The 16,105-nt window shown below is 68.3% G+C and carries 17 protein-coding genes; 6 read left to right on the top strand and 11 right to left on the bottom strand.

What is annotated here, in order from left to right:
* Positions 1 to 28: 28 nt before the first annotated feature.
* From AC07M8_RS01340 to AC07M8_RS01330, 3 genes are all read right to left on the bottom strand, one after another.
* Entirely contained in the window at positions 29 to 190 is a 162-nt protein-coding gene (locus AC07M8_RS01340; RefSeq protein ID WP_495172665.1) for a hypothetical protein, read from the bottom strand.
* A 185-nt stretch (positions 191 to 375) separates the two neighbouring features.
* Complete coding sequence (arfB, locus tag AC07M8_RS01335; RefSeq protein WP_495172664.1) at positions 376 to 798, bottom strand: alternative ribosome rescue aminoacyl-tRNA hydrolase ArfB; 423 nt, start codon at positions 796 to 798, stop codon at positions 376 to 378.
* Positions 799 to 802: 4 nt separating this feature from the next.
* Positions 803 to 1,516, bottom strand: coding sequence for an RluA family pseudouridine synthase (locus AC07M8_RS01330; protein ID WP_495172663.1), 714 nt, complete (start codon positions 1,514 to 1,516; stop codon positions 803 to 805).
* 29 nt (positions 1,517 to 1,545) lie between these two features.
* On the opposite strand from AC07M8_RS01330, the gene AC07M8_RS01325 reads away from it, so the two are divergent.
* Entirely contained in the window at positions 1,546 to 2,343 is a 798-nt protein-coding gene (locus AC07M8_RS01325) for a M15 family metallopeptidase (protein ID WP_495172662.1), read from the top strand.
* Between the two features lie 229 nt (positions 2,344 to 2,572).
* Here the strand turns inward: AC07M8_RS01325 and wrbA are convergent, their stop codons facing one another.
* The gene (gene wrbA, locus AC07M8_RS01320; protein ID WP_267397425.1) at positions 2,573 to 3,172 is read right to left on the bottom strand and encodes an NAD(P)H:quinone oxidoreductase; all 600 of its coding nucleotides are present in this window, start codon (positions 3,170 to 3,172) and stop codon (positions 2,573 to 2,575) included.
* 90 nt (positions 3,173 to 3,262) lie between these two features.
* Positions 3,263 to 4,030 (bottom strand): pirin family protein, encoded by a 768-nt coding sequence (locus AC07M8_RS01315; protein ID WP_495172661.1) that lies wholly within the window; start codon positions 4,028 to 4,030, stop codon positions 3,263 to 3,265.
* 123 nt (positions 4,031 to 4,153) lie between these two features.
* On the opposite strand from AC07M8_RS01315, the gene AC07M8_RS01310 reads away from it, so the two are divergent.
* From AC07M8_RS01310 to ctrA, 3 genes are all read left to right on the top strand, one after another.
* Entirely contained in the window at positions 4,154 to 5,071 is a 918-nt protein-coding gene (locus AC07M8_RS01310) for a LysR family transcriptional regulator (RefSeq protein WP_495172660.1), read from the top strand.
* 64 nt (positions 5,072 to 5,135) lie between these two features.
* Positions 5,136 to 6,230: an AI-2E family transporter gene (locus AC07M8_RS01305; protein WP_495172659.1), complete on the top strand. Its 1,095-nt coding sequence runs from the start codon at positions 5,136 to 5,138 to the stop codon at positions 6,228 to 6,230.
* Between the two features lie 100 nt (positions 6,231 to 6,330).
* Complete coding sequence (gene ctrA, locus AC07M8_RS01300; protein WP_267397429.1) at positions 6,331 to 7,026, top strand: response regulator transcription factor CtrA; 696 nt, start codon at positions 6,331 to 6,333, stop codon at positions 7,024 to 7,026.
* A 248-nt stretch (positions 7,027 to 7,274) separates the two neighbouring features.
* On the opposite strand, the gene AC07M8_RS01295 is transcribed toward ctrA, so the two are convergent.
* A complete protein-coding gene (locus AC07M8_RS01295; RefSeq protein ID WP_495172658.1) occupies positions 7,275 to 9,002 on the bottom strand; it encodes an amidohydrolase in 1,728 nt (575 codons plus the stop codon).
* A 55-nt stretch (positions 9,003 to 9,057) separates the two neighbouring features.
* On the opposite strand from AC07M8_RS01295, the gene AC07M8_RS01290 reads away from it, so the two are divergent.
* Positions 9,058 to 10,302, top strand: coding sequence for a threonine ammonia-lyase (locus AC07M8_RS01290; RefSeq protein WP_495172657.1), 1,245 nt, complete (start codon positions 9,058 to 9,060; stop codon positions 10,300 to 10,302).
* 93 nt (positions 10,303 to 10,395) lie between these two features.
* On the opposite strand, the gene AC07M8_RS01285 is transcribed toward AC07M8_RS01290, so the two are convergent.
* Positions 10,396 to 10,656, bottom strand: a complete 261-nt coding sequence (locus tag AC07M8_RS01285; protein ID WP_495172656.1) for a hypothetical protein — start codon at positions 10,654 to 10,656, stop codon at positions 10,396 to 10,398.
* Between the two features lie 236 nt (positions 10,657 to 10,892).
* On the opposite strand from AC07M8_RS01285, the gene AC07M8_RS01280 reads away from it, so the two are divergent.
* Positions 10,893 to 11,702, top strand: coding sequence for an arginyltransferase (locus AC07M8_RS01280; RefSeq protein ID WP_495172655.1), 810 nt, complete (start codon positions 10,893 to 10,895; stop codon positions 11,700 to 11,702).
* An 18-nt stretch (positions 11,703 to 11,720) separates the two neighbouring features.
* On the opposite strand, the gene AC07M8_RS01275 is transcribed toward AC07M8_RS01280, so the two are convergent.
* The 4 genes from AC07M8_RS01275 to AC07M8_RS01260 form a co-directional block, all read right to left on the bottom strand.
* Positions 11,721 to 12,698, bottom strand: coding sequence for a cell wall hydrolase (locus tag AC07M8_RS01275; protein WP_495172654.1), 978 nt, complete (start codon positions 12,696 to 12,698; stop codon positions 11,721 to 11,723).
* Positions 12,699 to 12,779: 81 nt separating this feature from the next.
* Positions 12,780 to 13,577, bottom strand: a complete 798-nt coding sequence (locus tag AC07M8_RS01270) for a transglutaminase family protein (protein WP_495172653.1) — start codon at positions 13,575 to 13,577, stop codon at positions 12,780 to 12,782.
* Positions 13,577 to 14,512 (bottom strand): alpha-E domain-containing protein, encoded by a 936-nt coding sequence (locus AC07M8_RS01265; protein WP_495173122.1) that lies wholly within the window; start codon positions 14,510 to 14,512, stop codon positions 13,577 to 13,579. The genes AC07M8_RS01270 and AC07M8_RS01265 overlap by 1 nt, the downstream gene beginning before the upstream one ends.
* Positions 14,512 to 16,065 (bottom strand): circularly permuted type 2 ATP-grasp protein, encoded by a 1,554-nt coding sequence (locus tag AC07M8_RS01260; protein WP_495172652.1) that lies wholly within the window; start codon positions 16,063 to 16,065, stop codon positions 14,512 to 14,514. Before AC07M8_RS01260 ends, AC07M8_RS01265 begins: the two co-directional genes overlap by 1 nt.
* Positions 16,066 to 16,105: the final 40 nt, after the last annotated feature.

Genomic DNA, 16,105 nt, shown 5'->3' with positions numbered 1-16,105 from the left:
CAGCCCTGCCCTATCGGGTTGATGATGCTCAGCCGGCCGCCCGCCGTTGGCGCGCGGCCGAATAGGCCGTCCAGATGGTCGACGCCGGGATCGCGAACACCACGCCGAACCCTGGTAACACCTGGCCTATCCCGAACGCGACGAGCGCAATGACGAACGCGACGGCTACATAGATCCAGATCGACGGCATCGGACGAACCCTTGCTAAGGCAGAACAAGTTTAAGCTGCTGCCCGGCGTGAGTCCACGGTCACCACACCGACGCTTCGGCCGTTGCCATGGCCGCCGCCACGATACGGTTCATCGATGGTGCGCGTCGCCTGCGCACATGACACCTGCGCGCCAGACCGGGGCGATCAACCCACGCGCCCTTCCTCTAATCCCTGACCTTCCCCCGCCCCGCCTTGACCGCCGAGCGCCGCACCTTGCCGTCCACGCGCCGGGTCTGCGAGGCGCGGGTCGGCTTGGTCGGGCGGCGCTTCTTGGGGACGATCGTCGCCTCCTTGATCAGCGCGAACAGGCGCTCGCGCACCTCTTGCCGGTTGAGCAGCTGCGAGCGCGAGCCCTCGCTGCGCAGCACCAGCACCCCGTCGCGAGTCAGCCGCGAGCCGGCGAGGTCGGCCAGGCGGTTCTTCACCGCCATCGGCAACCCCGGCGAGGCGCCGACGTCGAAGCGCAGGATCACCGCGCTGTCGGTGGTGTTGACGTGCTGGCCACCGGGACCGCCGGCGCGCGTGGTGGTCTCGATCAGCTCGCTGTCGTCGATCGCGATCGATCGCGTGATGGGGATGGCGACCATGCGCTCACGCTGCCGCGGGAGCGACCTTCTGCGCCGAGGTCGGCGCCGCGCCATCGGGATCAGCGTCGACGAACACGCCGAACCGCTCGGGCGTCGGCGCTACCGCGACGATCGGTTCCTTGCCCTCACGCGGCACCGTCAGCTCGCGCGCGTGGAGCAGCATGCCCGCGGGATCGGCCTGGCCATAGGTCGGGTCGCCGACCACCGCGACGCCGAGCCCGCTCGCGGCATGGACGCGGATTTGGTGGGTGCGGCCAGTCTCGGGCCTAAACTCGACGAGCGCACGCCCGTCCTGGACGTGGAGCAACCGCCAAGCGGTGCGCGCCGGCTTGCCGGCGGGATCGGGTACCATCCGCCAGCCCGATTCGCGGCTGCTCACCTTGGCGAGCGCGAGATCGATCAGGCCGCCCTCACCCACCGTGGCGCCCGCGGGCACGCCCTCCAGCACGGCGAGATATCGCTTCTGCACCAGGCCCTGTTCGAACGCCTGCTGGAAGCGGGCATGCGCCTTGGGATTGCGCGATAGCAACAGGCAGCCGCTGGTGTCGCGATCGAGCCGATGGACCGGGTGCGGCCAGCGCTTGAAGCCGAATTTCAGCGAATCGAGATGATTCTCCAGGCTCAGCGAGCCATCGCGAGGGGGATCGACCGGAAGCCCGGAGGGCTTGTCGATCACCAGGGCCTCGCCATCGAGGTACAGTACATGGTCGCCGTGCATCCGCTGCCCTTGCCACTGCGCGCGCCCGCATGCCAGAGGCCGCGGCAATGCATCGCCCGCGTCCGTCGCCGATCGCCCGCGCCGTGGCCGCGCTGCTGATCATGGCCAGCCCCTCCCTCGCCCAGGCGCAGCTGTGCGCCGGCGCCTCGTCGATCATCTCGCGCGATGGCCGCGTGTTCGGCCATCTGCCTTACGGCGACGCACCGGCGGACGAGCTGGTCGAGGCGCCGGCCGGCTTCGCGCTCAACAGCTGCAAGGTCCGCCGCGACATGATCCCCGATCTTCAGCGGCTGCTCGCCGCCGCCCGCGGCGATCCGGCGGTGATGGGCCAGTTGCGCGGCCTGTCCTGCCACCGCTCGGTCATGCGCCAGGCAGGGGTGTTCTGCCGCGACCATCCCGCGGACGACACCGATCGTGCGATCTCGGTGGCGCCACCCGGGCATAGCGAGCATTCCACCGGCTATGCGATCGACTTCGCGGTGCGGCCGATCCGCGACGGCTGCCGCGACGCCGAGGGCTGCATGGCGGCAACGCCCGCGGCGCGCTGGCTGGTGGCCAATGCGCCGCGCTACGGCTTCGAAATGAGCTTCCCCGGCGGTAACCGCCAGCAGGTGAAATGGGAGCCGTGGCATTGGCGCTGGGTCGGCACCAGCGCCAGCGCCCCCGGCGCCGCCCGCGCCCGCTTCGTCTTCGCCCGCGCCCGCGACCAGTTTCCCGCCGACCCCGCGGTGGACCCTGTGGTGATACTCACCCACGCGCCACCGCCGCCGGTGTTCATCACCGTCCCACGCTGGACGCCGCCGAAGAAGATGCGCAAGCGGCGCTAAGCCCCACACGTGATCCTAGCGGAAGCTCGAATTGGGCGTTTGGGTCGAATTTCCGCTCGCCCCCTCGAGCCAGCCAAACCGTCATCCCAGCGAAAGCTGGGATCTTTCGCGGCAATGGCGGGACAGGAGTCGCGGGAGACCCCAGCGTTCGCTGGGGTGACGATCTGTTAGTCTCGACTAGGGAGTCGCGGTTGGGAGCGAACCACCGGCCCGCCCCCTTTTCCCGCGCTTACTTCAGCTTGGCCGCCGTCTCGGCGATGCGCTGGCCCTGATAACGCGCAGCGGCGAGTTCTTCCTCGTGCGGCTGGCGGCTGCCGTCGCCGTCGGCGATGGTGGTGGCGCCATAAGGCGAGCCGCCGCGGACCTCGTCGACGCCCATCTGGCCCTTGAAGCCATAATCGAGCCCGACGATCGTCATGCCGTGGTGCAGCAGATTGGTGATGATCGAGAACAGGGTGGTCTCCTGCCCGCCATGCTGGCTGGCGGTGGCGGTAAAGGCGCCGCCGACCTTGCCGATCAGCTTGCCGCCGAACCACAGGCCGCCGGTGGTGTCCCAGAAGCTCGCCATCTGGCTCGGCATGCGGCCGAAGCGGGTCGGCGCGCCGACGATGATGGCATCGTAGTCGGCGAGCGCATCGGGGCTCTCGATCAGCGGGTGGGCGGTGTCGGTCTTGAAATGCGCGGCAGCGACCACCTCGGCGGGCGCGGTCTCGGCGACGCGGCGGATGTCGACCTCGGCGCCGGCGGCGCGGGCGCCCTCTGCGACGGCATCGGCCATCTGCTCGATATGGCCGTAGGACGAGTAATAAAGCACCAGAACCTTGGTCATCGGATCAATCCTGTATGGGCGTGGAAGAAATAATGGCGTTGGCGGCACCGGAAGAAACTGCCCCGGTGCCGCCAACGATGGAAGACGCGGTTACGCTGCGTCCACCAGCACGATTTCCGTATCGGTCAGCGCGGTGATCGTCACCGTGCGGCCGCCGGACAGCGCCGCGCCGTCGCGCGCTTCGAAGCGGACCGGGACGCCGTGCTCGTCGGCGATCTCGATGCTGCCGGTGGCGGGCACCAGGTAGACGTGACGACCATCGCCGATGGTGTGGGTCGCGGTATCGCCGGCGCGCAAGGTTGCCGCCATCACCCGTGCCTCGGCGCGGATCGGCAACGCATCGCCATCATCGGCAAAGCCGCTCGCCAGCGTCACGAACGATCCGGAGCGCTCGCCCTTGGGGAAGGGCTTGGCGCCCCAGCTCGGCGCACCGCCCTTGCGGGTCGGCTCGATCCAGATCTGGAAGATCGTCGTCGTCTCGTCCTCGAGATTATATTCGGCATGGCGCACGCCGCTGCCCGCGCTCATCACCTGAACGTCGCCCGCCTCGGTGCGGCCCTTGTTGCCGAGCGAATCCTGGTGGGTGATCGCGCCGGTGCGGACATAGGTGATGATCTCCATGTCCGCATGAGGGTGCGGCGGAAAACCGGATTGCGCGCCGATCTCGTCGTCGTTCCAGACGCGGATCGCGCCCCAGCCCATCCGCTGCGGGTCATAGTAATTGGCGAAGGAGAAATGATGGCGCGCGTTGAGCCAGCCGTGGTTGGCATGGCCGAGCGTCGCGAAGGCGCGGCGGTCGATGCCAGTGTCCGTGTCAGTGTCGGTGTTGGTGCGGGTAGCGGTGGTCGTGGCAGTCATGGGATGCCTCCTTTGTTGCCGCCAAGATAAGAGATCGAATCGTCACGTAAACGGAAACGCTGGAAACCGATCGTTTCACGGGCTATGCACGGGCAGCGACGATCGACGGAGGATCCCAGCGCCATGCGACTACCTGATCTCGAAGCCTGGGCGATCTTCGCCGCGGTGGTGGAGCATCGCTCGTTCAGCGGCGCCGCCGAGGGTATCGGCCTCAGCAAGGCCACCGTGTCCAAGGCGATCACCCGGCTCGAGGCGCATCTCGGCCAGTCGCTGTTCCACCGCACCTCGCGCCGCCTCGCCCTCACCGAAGCCGGCAAGCCACTCGCCGAGCATGCCGCGCGGATCCTCGCCGAGGCCTATGCCGCCGAGGAATCGGCGCGCGATGCGGCAAGCGCCCCCTCCGGGCGGGTCCGGCTGGCCGCGCCGATGAGCTTCGGAGTCAGCAACGTCGCGCCATTGCTCGCAGACTTCCTGACCGCCCACCCGGGCATCGAGATCGACCTGCATTGCTCGGACGCCAAGGTCGATATCGTCGCCGAGGGCTTCGACGTCGCGCTGCGCATCGCCGACCTGCCCGACAGCTCGCTACGCGCGCGCCGGCTTTGCAGCATCGCCGCCCACACCGTCGCGGCCCCTGCTTATCTCGCGGCGCACGGCACGCCGACCCACCCCGGTCAGCTCGGCGACCACCGCCTGTTCGGCTATTCCAACGTCGCCGGCCCGTGGCGCTTTCGCGGCCCCGGCGGCGCCGAGGTGTCGGTCAAGCCGCAGGGCCCGCTGGTGGCCAACAGCGGCGAGGCGATCGTCCCCGCATTGCTCGCCGGGCTCGGCATCGCGCGGCTGCCGGGGTTCATCGTCGGCCCGTATCTGGCCGACGGTCGACTGGTCGAGATCCTCAGCGACTGGCCGCCATCGCCGATCGGTCTCCACCTGCTCACCCCGCCAAGCCCGCTGCGGCCGGCGCGCGTAGAAGCGCTGATCACCTTCCTGTCGGAACGGCTCCGCGATCCCTGCGCGGTGACCACGGCGAAGGCGGCGTGAGCCGGTCACCGGACCCTTTGCCGCGCTACCGTATTGATACGGTCATGACCATGTCCCCACCCGCATGAACCGCCTCGCCCCCGACGCCGATGATTCACGTTTCATCCGCCGAATCCTCTACATCCTGGTCATCGCCGCGGTCGCCGCGGCGCTGTTCCGCGCCGGCAACCTGCTGATTCTTGCCTTCGGATCGATGCTCGGTGCGATCGCGATCCACGCCATCGCCGATCTCTACCACGATCATCTGCGCGTGCCGGCCAAGCCCGCGCTCGGCCTCGGCATCGCCACTGCGCTCGGTGTCGTCGCCTTCCTGGTCTGGCTGTTCGGCGTGCAGTTCCGCGAGCAGGTTAACGTGCTCGTCACCCAGCTTCCCGGGCTGCTCGACCAGCTCGCACGCTACCTGTCGCAATCCGCGGTCGGCGCCAAGATCGTCGATGCGGTGCAGCAGGCCTATGCGGGCTCCAAGGTCGCGCAGGACGTGGGCGGGCTCGTCGCGGGCGCCGGCGAACTGCTCCTCAATTGCATCCTGTTGCTGGTCGGCGCGATCTTTTTCGCCGCCGATCCAGGCATCTACCAGCGCGGCTTCCTGTTCCTCATCCCGCCGGCCAAGCGCCCCGCGATCGAGGATGCCTTGTTCGACGTCGGCTCGACGCTGCGGCTGTGGCTGCGCTCATCGCTGATCCTGATGACGAGCATGGGCGTGCTGATCGGCCTGGGCCTGTGGGCGGCGGGCGTGCCGTCGGCGGCGGCGCTCGGACTCCTCGCGGGGCTTAGCGAATTCATCCCCTATATCGGCCCCACCGCGGCGATGATTCCCGCGCTGGGCCTTGCCGCGACTCAAGGCACGGGCTCGCTGATCGGTGCGCTCGTCACCTACGCCTTGGTAAGGCTGGTCCAGACCAACTTCATCACGCCCTATGTACAGAATCGCGTGATCTCGATACCGCCGGCGATCACGGTGTTCGCGATCCTCGGCATCGGCGTGATCTTCGGCATCTTCGGCCTGTTCTTCTCCGCGGCACTGCTGGTGGTGATCTTCACCCTGGTGCGCAGTCTCTATCTGCGTGAAGTTCTTGGCGAAGACATTCCCCGTGCCCGCCACCAGACTCTGCTCGGCCCCGATCTCATTCCGCGTGACACACCGGATTCCGGCGATTAAATCGGAATTAACCTTTTGCCTTCAGATGTTCTTTGGTTAATGAATCAGGGCCGGCCGTGAGCAGGGGTGCTCCACGGGCTCGCCAACAGGGGACGACGCAATGCGGGTGCTGCTGATCGAGGACGAGCCGACGACGGCCAAGGCCATCGAGCTGATGCTCGGGACCGAAGGGTTCAATGTCTACACCACCGATCTGGGCGAAGAGGGTTTGGACCTCGGCAAGCTCTACGATTACGACATCATCCTGCTCGATCTCAACCTGCCGGACATGCATGGCTATGACGTGCTCAAGAAGCTGCGCGTCGCCCGCGTCTCCACCCCGGTGCTGATCCTGTCGGGGATCAACGAGATGGACAGCAAGGTCCGCAGCTTCGGCTTCGGCGCCGACGATTACGTCACCAAGCCGTTCCATCGCGAGGAACTGATCGCGCGCATTCACGCCGTGGTGCGCCGCTCCAAGGGCCACTCGCAGTCGGTGATCCGCACCGGCAAGCTAGCGGTCAACCTTGATGCCAAGACCGTCGAGGTCGATGGCAGCCGGGTGCATCTGACCGGCAAGGAATATGCGATGCTCGAGCTGCTGTCGCTGCGCAAGAGCACCACGCTGACCAAGGAAATGTTCCTCAACCACCTGTATGGCGGGATGGACGAGCCCGAGCTCAAGATCATCGACGTGTTCATCTGCAAGCTGCGCAAGAAGCTCAGCCTCGCCTGCGATGGCGAGAATTACATCGAGACTGTCTGGGGCCGCGGCTATGTGCTGCGCGAGCCCGAAGAGGTCGTCCAGGTCGCCTGATTTTGCCGTCACGGCAGCGACAAGGCCGCGGCGTCGGGGGGCGCCGCGGCCTTTTTCGTGCGCGTCACACGCCAGTTTCTTCTTTGTCATGCTGAACTTGTTTCAGCATCCATGGCCTGCGCTACCCGCGAGCCTGCGGCGCGATGGTGATGGATGCTGAAACGAGTTCAGCATGACGGCAAGTGGAAGCGTGCCGGTGATGACAAAGCCAGCGCGCAGGTCATTGTGCATGACCACGGCGCCTCCAGCTACTTCCGCTCCCAGACCTTCGTCCCGCCGATCCACGTCTCCTGCACCTTTGTCGCCCGCAACTCGGTGGCGCTGGCGAGCAGCGGGTCGCGATCGACGATGATGAAGTCGGCCAGCTGCCCGGGCGCGAGCCGGCCGAACTTGTCCTCAGCGAACTCGGCATAGGCCGCGCCCGCGGTATAGGCCCACCAGGCCTGCTCGCGCGTCACGGCTTCTTCCGGGCGCCAGCCGCCGAACGGCTGTCCCTCGGCATCTTGGCGGGTGAACGCCGCCGCCCAGCCGGCCCAGGGGTCGGGCTTTTCCACCGGATAGTCCGAGCCGAAGGCAAGCGCCGCGCCGTTGCGCAGCATCGATGCCCAGGCATAGGCGCCGGCAAGTCGCTGCGGGCCGAGCCGCGCCTCCGCCATGGTCCGGTCGCTGGTCTGGTGGGTCGGCTGCATCGAGGCGATCACGCCGTTCTTGCCGAACCGCGGCAGATCGACCGGATCGACGATCTGGGCATGCTCGATCCGCCAGCGGCGATCGCCCTTGTAGGTCTGCGCCATTTCATCGATCGCATCGAGCGCCTCGGCGTTGGCGCGATCGCCGATCGCGTGCACCGCGACCTGATAGCCATCCATCGCCGCGCGGCTCATCAGGTTGCGGATCACGTCGTCGGACATGAACCCCGCCCCCGACTGCCCCGGCGCATCGGCATAGGGCGCCTTGAGCCACGCCCCGCGCGAGCCGAGCGCGCCATCGGCATAGAGCTTGACCCCGCCGAGCTTCAGCTTGTCGCCATAGAGCCACGGCGTCGGCCCGGTACCACCGATCTGCACCGCCGTCTCGACGCCCAGGCCATAGCTCATGATCCGCACCCGCAGCGCGCCGAGGTCGCCGATCCGCCGATAGGTCAGCCAATCGTCTAGGCTCGTGCCCATGTCGGCAGTGGCGGTGATGCCATAGCTCATCAACATGGCCTGCGCCTTGATGAAGGCGGCATTGCGATCCTTGCCGAGCGGCTGCGGCACCAGTTTGCCGACCAGCGCCTGCGCGGCGTCCACGAACACGCCCGCGGGCTGACCGCCGGCGCCCTTCTCGATCCGTCCACCCGCCGGCGCCACGCTCTTGGCGGTCACCCCCGCGGCCTTCAGCGCGGCGGTGTTGCCCCAGCTCGCATGGCCGTCGGCGCGCGCCAGCCACACCGGGCGGTCGGGCACCGCGGCGTCGAGCTCGGCCGCGGTCGGGAAACGGCCCAGCCCCCAGACCTCCTGGTTCCAGCCGCCGCCGAGAATCCATGATCGCTCCGGATTGGCCTTGGCATAGGCCGCGATCCTGGCCTGCGCCTCGGCAAGCGAGCGTGTGTCCGACAGGTCGAGCTCGAGCGCGCGGAAGCCAAGCTCCATGATGTGGCCGTGCGCGTCGATCATCCCGGGCAGCAGCGTCCGCCCCTTCATGTCGGCGCGCCAGTCGAGCTTGTCGGGCCGCTTGTCCTTGGCGGCGAGCAGCCGGGTGACATGGCCGTCGGGCGACAGCAGCATCGCCTGGAAGCGGATCACCTTGCCGTCCGTGTCCAGCGTCATGCCGTTGACGTTGTCGATCAGCGCGTCCGCCGCGGCGGGCACCGGGGCAAGCCCGAGCAGCAGTGCCGCCGCGGCCACGGCGATCGCCACGGCGCGCGCGGGGAAGAGAGGGAGGCCTGCCGCGCTGGCGGCGTTAGCGGGAGCGATCGGTGCCGATGATGCCATGGACCCGCGCATAAGCGGTGTTCCCCCACCACGCCAGATGGTCTAGCGCCGGAGGATGGCTACCCACCCAGCGCCCACGCCGTTCGTGTCGCCCGTGTCGATCGACGATATCCATGCCGCCCATGCGCGGATCCGCGACGCCATTGTGCGCACGCCGACGCTGATCAGCCGCACCTTCAGCGAAATGACCGGCGCCAAGGTGTATCTCAAGTTCGAGAACCTCCAGTTCACCGCGGCCTATAAGGAGCGCGGCGCGCTCAACACGCTGCTCCAGTTGTCGCCCGAGGCGCGCGCCAAGGGCGTCATCGCCGCCTCGGCCGGCAACCATGCCCAGGGTCTCGCCTACCACGCCCACCGCCTCGGCATTCCGGCGACGATCGTGATGCCGCGCAACACCCCCACGGTGAAGGTGATCCAGACCGAGGGCCATCATGCCAAGGTCGTGCTGGAAGGCGACACCTTCGACGCCGCCTACGCCCGCGCCCGCGTGCTCGAGGGCGAGTGCGGCTACACCTTCGTCCACCCGTTCGACGATCCCCGCGTGATCGCCGGCCAGGGCACCGCCGCGGTCGAGATGCTCGAGGACGTGCCGGGGCTCGACACCTTGCTGGTGCCGATCGGCGGCGGCGGGCTGATCTCGGGCACTGCCACCGTGGCGCGCGCCGCCGGTCATCCGATCGAGGTGGTCGGCGTCGAGGCCGAGCTGTTCCCCTCGATGTACAACCGCATCCGCGGCACCAACATGCCCTGCGCCGGCGACACGCTGGCCGAGGGCATCGCGGTCAAGGAGCCGGGCGGGATCACCTCGCGGATGGTCGCCGAGCTGGTCGACGACATCGTCCTGGTCGGCGAGCGCGCGCTGGAGGAAGCGGTCAGCCTGCTGCTCCAGATCGAGAAGACGGTGGTCGAGGGCGCCGGCGCCGCGGGTCTTGCCGCACTCCTCGCCTACCCCGAGCGCTTCAGGGGCCGCACCGTCGGCATCATCCTGTGCGGCGGCAACATCGACACCCGGCTGCTCGCCAACGTGCTGCTCCGCGATCTCGCGCGCTCGGGCCGCCTTGCCCGCCTACGGGTGCGGCTGCAGGACCAGCCCGGCGCCCTGTTCAACGTCGCGCGGATCTTCGACCAGGAGCGGGTCAATATCATAGAGGTGTATCACCAGCGCATCTTCACCAGCCTGCCCGCCAAGGGGCTGATCACCGACATCGAATGCGAGGCGCGCGATCGCGATCATCTCAACCGGCTGATCGCGGCGTTGCGCGAGGCGGGCTACGAGACCAGCATGGTCGAACAGGCCTGAGGCGCCAGACAAAATCTTGAGAACACTAATCTAAAACAAAACGGGGGCCGCAACCAGTGGTTGCGACCCCCGTCTCGTGACAAAACCGAACGCTTAGTTGCTGTCGGAATCGTCGCTCTGCGTGGCAGCAACCACGCCGATGGCAACCACACCGGCCGCGATCAGGCCGGCGAGGAGCACGCCGCCGCCAGCAGCCTTGTTCTTGCCGGTGGTCGGGGTGCCGGCGCGGACGCTCTTCGACACCGACAGCGAAGCCGCCGGGTTGCTGGGAGCGGCGAACGCCGGTGCCGCTGCGATCGGCGATGCGGCCATGGCGAGGGCGGCCAGCGAGCCGCTCAGCGTCTTCATACTCATACTCGAACTCCCAATAGTTGGTCGTTCACTCGTCGCGCCTAATGCGAAGTCGGTACTATTATTTCACGGCGCGACATTAGCAACGTCCCTGTACCGAAATGGGTGCAAAACAACTGTGGTTGCTCCGGGTTAACCCACTTTCATGGTAAAGCGCCTTTTCAGAATCGGTGGGGTATCACATATAGGTGCTTCACGCCGCCCGCGCGGCCCACCTGCATCATGAGGTTTCACCGGCGGTGACTGCGCCATTCCGTTTCCCGCGCTTTTTCGTCACCAGTCCAGCACCTTGCCCCTATTTGCCTGGGCGCCAGGAGCGGAAGGTGTTCACTGAGCTCAACGGACCCAACGCCACCGAACTCAACGACGCGCTCGGCCGGATCGGCTTCCGCCGCAGCCAGGGCGTCGCTTATCGGCCGTCGTGCGCGGGCTGTGCCGCCTGCGTTTCGGTGCGCGTGGTGACGCGCGATTTCCAGCCCAACGCCACCCAGCGCAAGTTGCTCAAGCGCAACGCCGATCTCGAGGTCACCGCCTGCCGCCCCTGGGCGACGGACGAGCAGTTCCAGCTGCTGCGCGGCTATCTGTCGGCGCGCCACCCCGGCGGCGGCATGGCGGGGATGGACGAGGACGATTATGCCGACATGGTCGAGCATTCGCCGGTCAACTCGTTGATCATCGAATATCGCACGCCAGCGGTGGACGGGGTGCGCGGCCGGCTGGTCGGCGCCTGCCTCACCGATCGCCAGGCGGACGGCCTGTCTATGATCTACAGCTTCTTCGCCGCCGACGACGATGACGGCGCCGAGCAGGGCGGCGCCCGGCCGGGGCTCGGCAACGTCATCATCATGGATCACATCACGCGCGCGCGCGATGCCGGGCTCGATTACGTCTATCTTGGCTATTGGGTGAAGGGCTCGGCGCGCATGGCGTACAAGACCCGCTACCGCCCGCTCGAGGTGCTCGGCCCGACCGGCTGGCGGCTGATCGAGGCGGCGGACATCGTCCCCGCCGAGCCGACGATCCGCACCGTCAGCCTGCAGCCCGCCTGAGCGGGTCGCGCCCCGGCGTCAGATCGGGTCGCCTTCCTCGCCGATGATCGCGCCCTGCGAATCGACCACCGGCGCGACATGGCCACGCGGCGCGACGGCGCCGACATGAATGCGCACGCCGGCCACGGTCATCCGCCGCGGCCCGACATGCACCGTCACCCCGCCAGCGGCCTCCGGCATGTCGCTTGCCACGGCCGGCGTTAAAGCGGCCACGGTTTGCCCGCGATGGACAGTGACGCCGCTGTCGTCGATCCCGGCAGTGACGGCGCCCGCCCCGGCGGCGAACGCGCTCGGCGCGACCGGCTCGGTACCGGCATAGGCCTGGCGGAACGACAGCGCGCGCTCCATCGCGCCGCGCCAGCGATAGAAGATATGCGAGCCGACCATGCCGATCCGCGCGAGGCTCGGCGCCCACCACGGATAAACCGCGCCGGTATGGTAGAAGGTCGCCGCACCGATCGGCGCATAGACGCTGCCGGCGAGCGCCTGCTCGGCGACGCCCCGCGAGCGCAACCACGAGCGTTCGTCGCGCGCCGCGGCCATCGAGCCGTCGCAGGTGAAGCTGAACTGGCAGCCGGTGCGCCGCGTCGATCCCTGATAGACCACGCCGCACACGCTCTTGGGAAAGGCGCGGTCGCGGACCCGGTTGAGCACCACCTGCGCCACTGCGCGCTGGCCGTCGATCGGCTCGGAGCGCGCCTCGTAATAGACCGCCGCGGTCAGGCAATCGACCGCGCGCGCCGCATCGTCGTCGCTGCGCGCGGCGGCGAGGAACGGCGGCGCCGCGGGCACGAACGCCGCGGCGGCATCGTCGGCCACCGCCGGGGTCAGCGCCGCCGACAGCTCCGGGCGATCGGGCACGTCGAGCGCAAGGTCGTGGAGCAATTGCCTGCCGGTCGCCGGTGCGCGCGGCGGCACCGCCTGGCTCACCCGCTCCGACGGGGCGCACGAACTCGCGGCGAGCAGCGCTGCGACGAGCGAGCCATGGTAGATCATCGAAGGGCGGGGCTGTGTCATTCAGCCCAACGCCTAAGGCGCTCGGGTTAGGACACGGTTAATCGGGCCGTCAGTGACGCGTCACTGCGCCTGCGACACGCTGACGTCGACGTCGAGCTCCTCCTCGCCCTCGCCCAGCCGCGATCCCGCCACCGGCGCCGCGCCGGTCGCGTCGAGCGCCGCGGCGACCCGGACATATTCCTCCTCGGGCGAGCGCGCCGTCCACGGATCGAAGCCTATCCAGCCGAGCCCATCGACATGCGCCTCGGCCCAGCCGTGCGGGGTCGGCCGATGGCTGCCGTCGACCAGGCTGTAGCCCGACACGTAGCGCGCCGGCACGCCGATGCTGCGCGCCGCCACCGCGAAGATATGGGCAAGGTCGCGCGACGTCACCGCCTCGCGGCCGAACGCCTCGCCCGCGCTCAGCCCCGCCTCAGGCCGCCGGCAATCGCGGCCGAAGCGCTCGTGCAGCGCCTGCTTGATGCGGTGCAGCGACGCGATCGTGCGGTCGTCGTGAAGCTCGCGCGCGAACGTCGCGATCCCCTCATCGGGGGTCGTCGCCGGCGTCGCGCGCAGGAACAGCGCCGGCGGCAACACCTCGGCGACACCGCGCACCACGCCGTCGGAATGGCTGGTCAGCACCTCGCCGCGTACCGCGATCTCCAGGCTGGTCACCGGCCCGTCGCAATAGAGCATCGTCACCGCATTGCCGAAACCGTCGCGGCCGCGGCGCATGATCGCGTCACAATCGACGTCGATCCGCCACCGCGCCACCGTTTGGTCGTGGCTGTTCTCCGGCGTCATCCGCAGCATCTGGACGATCCGTACCTGCGGCGCGCTGAACCGGTAGACGGTGCGATGATCGATCGACAGCCGCATCAGCCGAACCTGAACTGGCGGCCGATCGCCTCGTGCAACCGGCTGTTCTCGTCGATGAACGACTGGAGATATTGATGCAGCCCGCCGGCAATCACCTCGCCCGTCCGGGTCCGCGCCAGCCGCGCCGCACGCATCCGCGCCATCCGGTCCGCCTCGCCATGGCTGCCGGTGCGCTCGGCCAGCAGCCCGAGGATGTCGACCGCGGTCTCCGCCGAGGCGACCAGGCTGCGCGGCAGCTCGGGGCTGGCGATCAGCAGGTCGATGACGTTGGCGGGGGTGAGTCCGTCCGAATAGAGCCAGCGATAGGCGGTCACCGCGGACACCGTCTGCAGGATCGTGGTCCATTGATCGCGATCGACCACGCCCCCCACCACTTCGCCCGCCGGCAGCAGGATGTGGTATTTGACGTCGACCAGCCGCGCGGTGTTATCGGCGCGCTCCACCGCCTGGCCGAGGCGGATGAACCAGTGCGACTGGTTGCGCAGCATCTGGTGGACCGCACCCTCGAAGCCGCGCGTCTCGTTCTTCACCGCTTCCACCAACCCCAGCGCCTTGGCGGTATCGCCGACGCTGGTGCGCTTTTCGAACAGCAGCCAGGCGCGGTTGATCGCGGTCCATGCCTCGCGGCTCAGCGCCGTGCGCACCGCGCGGGCATTGTCGCGCGCCCGATCGAGGCAGCGCGCCACCGATCCGGGGTGGCTGGTGTCATAGGTGAGGAAGCGGACCACGTCGGCCTGGGTCATCGCCCCGCCACTCGCCGCGAACGCATCCTCGGTTTCGGTGACCGCCAGCGCCGACGACCAGGCGACCTCGCCCGCCGGGCGCGACGACATCACGTCGAGCCGCACCGTCGCCTCGATCAGCCGGGCGATGAAATCCGCGCGTTCAATGTAGCGGCCAAGCCAGTACAGCGACGACGCCGTGCGCGACAGCATCATGCGTGAATGCCCTGCGCCTGCCCGCCGGAGCGCTGTATCTGCCCGCCGGCGCCCTGTATCTGCCCGCCGGCGCCCTGGGACTGCGTCATCCCGCCCAGCGACTGGCTCTGCCCGGGGCCATCGGCCATCAGCACGAAGCTGTCCTTGGTGCCGCCGCCCTGGCTGGAATTGACCACCAGCGAGCCTTCCTTGAGCGCGACGCGGGTCAGCCCGCCCGGCACCACCTGGACGCCGTTGGAGCCGGTCAGCACGAACGGGCGGAAGTCGACATGGCGCGGGCTGAGGCCGCTGTCCGCGAGCGTCGGCACCGTCGACAGCGCCAGCGTCGGCTGAGCGATGTAGCGATGCGGCTCGGCGATCAGCGCGGCGCGGAAATCCTCGATCTCCTGTTTCGACGCGGTCGGCCCCACCAGCATGCCATAGCCGCCCGACCCATCGACCAGCTTGACGACCACGTCGCCGAGGTTGTCGAGCACGTACTTCAGCGCCTGCGGTTCGCGGCACCGCCAGGTCTCGACGTTGGGCAGCTTGGCCTCGCCGCCCGAATAGAAGCGGACGATCTCGGGCATGTAGCTGTAGATCGCCTTGTCGTCGGCGATGCCGTTGCCGGGCGCGTTGAGGATCGCGACATTGCCCGCGGCATAAGCGGCGATCAGCCCCGGCACGCCGAGCATCGAATCGGCACGGAACACCAGCGGATCGAGATAGTCGTCGTCCACCCGGCGATAGATCACGTCCACCTTCACCCGGCCGGCAATGGTGCGCATCCACACCTGGTCGTCGTCGACCACCAGATCCGCCGCCTCGACCAGTTCGATCCCCATCGAATCGGCGAGGAAGCTGTGCTCGTAATAGGCCGAATTGTAATGGCCGGGGGTCAGCACCACGCATACCGGATTGGCGCCGGTGCCGCGCGGCGCCACCGAGCGCATCGTCGCCAGCAGCCGGTCGGGATAGCTGTCGACCGGCTCGACGCGATATTCGCGGAACAGCTCGGGGCACAGCCGCACCATCGCCTCGCGGTTTTCGAGCATGTAGCTGACGCCGGACGGCGTGCGGGCATTGTCCTCGAGCACGTAGAATTCGTCGGGCCCGGTGCGGACCAGGTCGATCCCGCAGATATGCGCCCAGATGCCGTGCGGCGGGCGCATGCCGGCGATCTCGGGGCGGAACTGCGGGTTGCCGAGGATCAGATCGGCCGGCAGCACGCCTTCCTTGAGGATCCGGCGCTCGCCATAGATGTCGTCGAGGAAGGCGTTGATCGCCTCCACCCGCTGGACCAGCCCTTCGGACAGGCGCGCCCATTCGTCGGCGAGGAACACCCGCGGCACGATGTCGAACGGGATGATCCGCTCGCTCGCCTCGTCATCGCCATAGACGGCAAAGGTGATGCCGAGCTGGCGGAAGGTGGTCTCCGCCGTCTCCTGGCGGCGTCGCAGGTCGTGATCCGGCGTTTCCTCCAGCCACCGGCCAAGGGCTGCAAGCGGGGGCCGAGGCGGCTGTTCGCCGGTCATGCCCATGATCTCATCGAAAGCCGGTCTGTTCCCCATAGAAGCCGTAAAGTCCTCCAGCTGCCCCTGGTTCCATGCT

The organism is Sphingomonas sp. GW821-FHT09E03 (assembly GCF_059416225.1).
This window is presented reverse-complemented; position numbering and strand designations above follow the sequence as displayed.

What these genes read in the sequence shown, in the direction of transcription:
- AC07M8_RS01340 (WP_495172665.1), bottom strand. Translation starts at nt 190, where the DNA reads ATGCCGTCGATCTGGATCTATGTAGCCGTCGCGTTCGTCATTGCGCTC.
- arfB (WP_495172664.1), bottom strand. Translation starts at nt 798, where the DNA reads ATGGTCGCCATCCCCATCACGCGATCGATCGCGATCGACGACAGCGAG.
- AC07M8_RS01330 (WP_495172663.1), bottom strand. Translation starts at nt 1,516, where the DNA reads ATGCACGGCGACCATGTACTGTACCTCGATGGCGAGGCCCTGGTGATC.
- AC07M8_RS01325 (WP_495172662.1), top strand. Translation starts at nt 1,546, where the DNA reads ATGCCAGAGGCCGCGGCAATGCATCGCCCGCGTCCGTCGCCGATCGCC.
- wrbA (WP_267397425.1), bottom strand. Translation starts at nt 3,172, where the DNA reads ATGACCAAGGTTCTGGTGCTTTATTACTCGTCCTACGGCCATATCGAG.
- AC07M8_RS01315 (WP_495172661.1), bottom strand. Translation starts at nt 4,030, where the DNA reads ATGACTGCCACGACCACCGCTACCCGCACCAACACCGACACTGACACG.
- AC07M8_RS01310 (WP_495172660.1), top strand. Translation starts at nt 4,154, where the DNA reads ATGCGACTACCTGATCTCGAAGCCTGGGCGATCTTCGCCGCGGTGGTG.
- AC07M8_RS01305 (WP_495172659.1), top strand. Translation starts at nt 5,136, where the DNA reads ATGAACCGCCTCGCCCCCGACGCCGATGATTCACGTTTCATCCGCCGA.
- ctrA (WP_267397429.1), top strand. Translation starts at nt 6,331, where the DNA reads ATGCGGGTGCTGCTGATCGAGGACGAGCCGACGACGGCCAAGGCCATC.
- AC07M8_RS01295 (WP_495172658.1), bottom strand. Translation starts at nt 9,002, where the DNA reads ATGGCATCATCGGCACCGATCGCTCCCGCTAACGCCGCCAGCGCGGCA.
- AC07M8_RS01290 (WP_495172657.1), top strand. Translation starts at nt 9,058, where the DNA reads ATGGCTACCCACCCAGCGCCCACGCCGTTCGTGTCGCCCGTGTCGATC.
- AC07M8_RS01285 (WP_495172656.1), bottom strand. Translation starts at nt 10,656, where the DNA reads ATGAGTATGAAGACGCTGAGCGGCTCGCTGGCCGCCCTCGCCATGGCC.
- AC07M8_RS01275 (WP_495172654.1), bottom strand. Translation starts at nt 12,698, where the DNA reads ATGATCTACCATGGCTCGCTCGTCGCAGCGCTGCTCGCCGCGAGTTCG.
- AC07M8_RS01270 (WP_495172653.1), bottom strand. Translation starts at nt 13,577, where the DNA reads ATGCGGCTGTCGATCGATCATCGCACCGTCTACCGGTTCAGCGCGCCG.
- AC07M8_RS01265 (WP_495173122.1), bottom strand. Translation starts at nt 14,512, where the DNA reads ATGCTGTCGCGCACGGCGTCGTCGCTGTACTGGCTTGGCCGCTACATT.
- AC07M8_RS01260 (WP_495172652.1), bottom strand. Translation starts at nt 16,065, where the DNA reads ATGGGGAACAGACCGGCTTTCGATGAGATCATGGGCATGACCGGCGAA.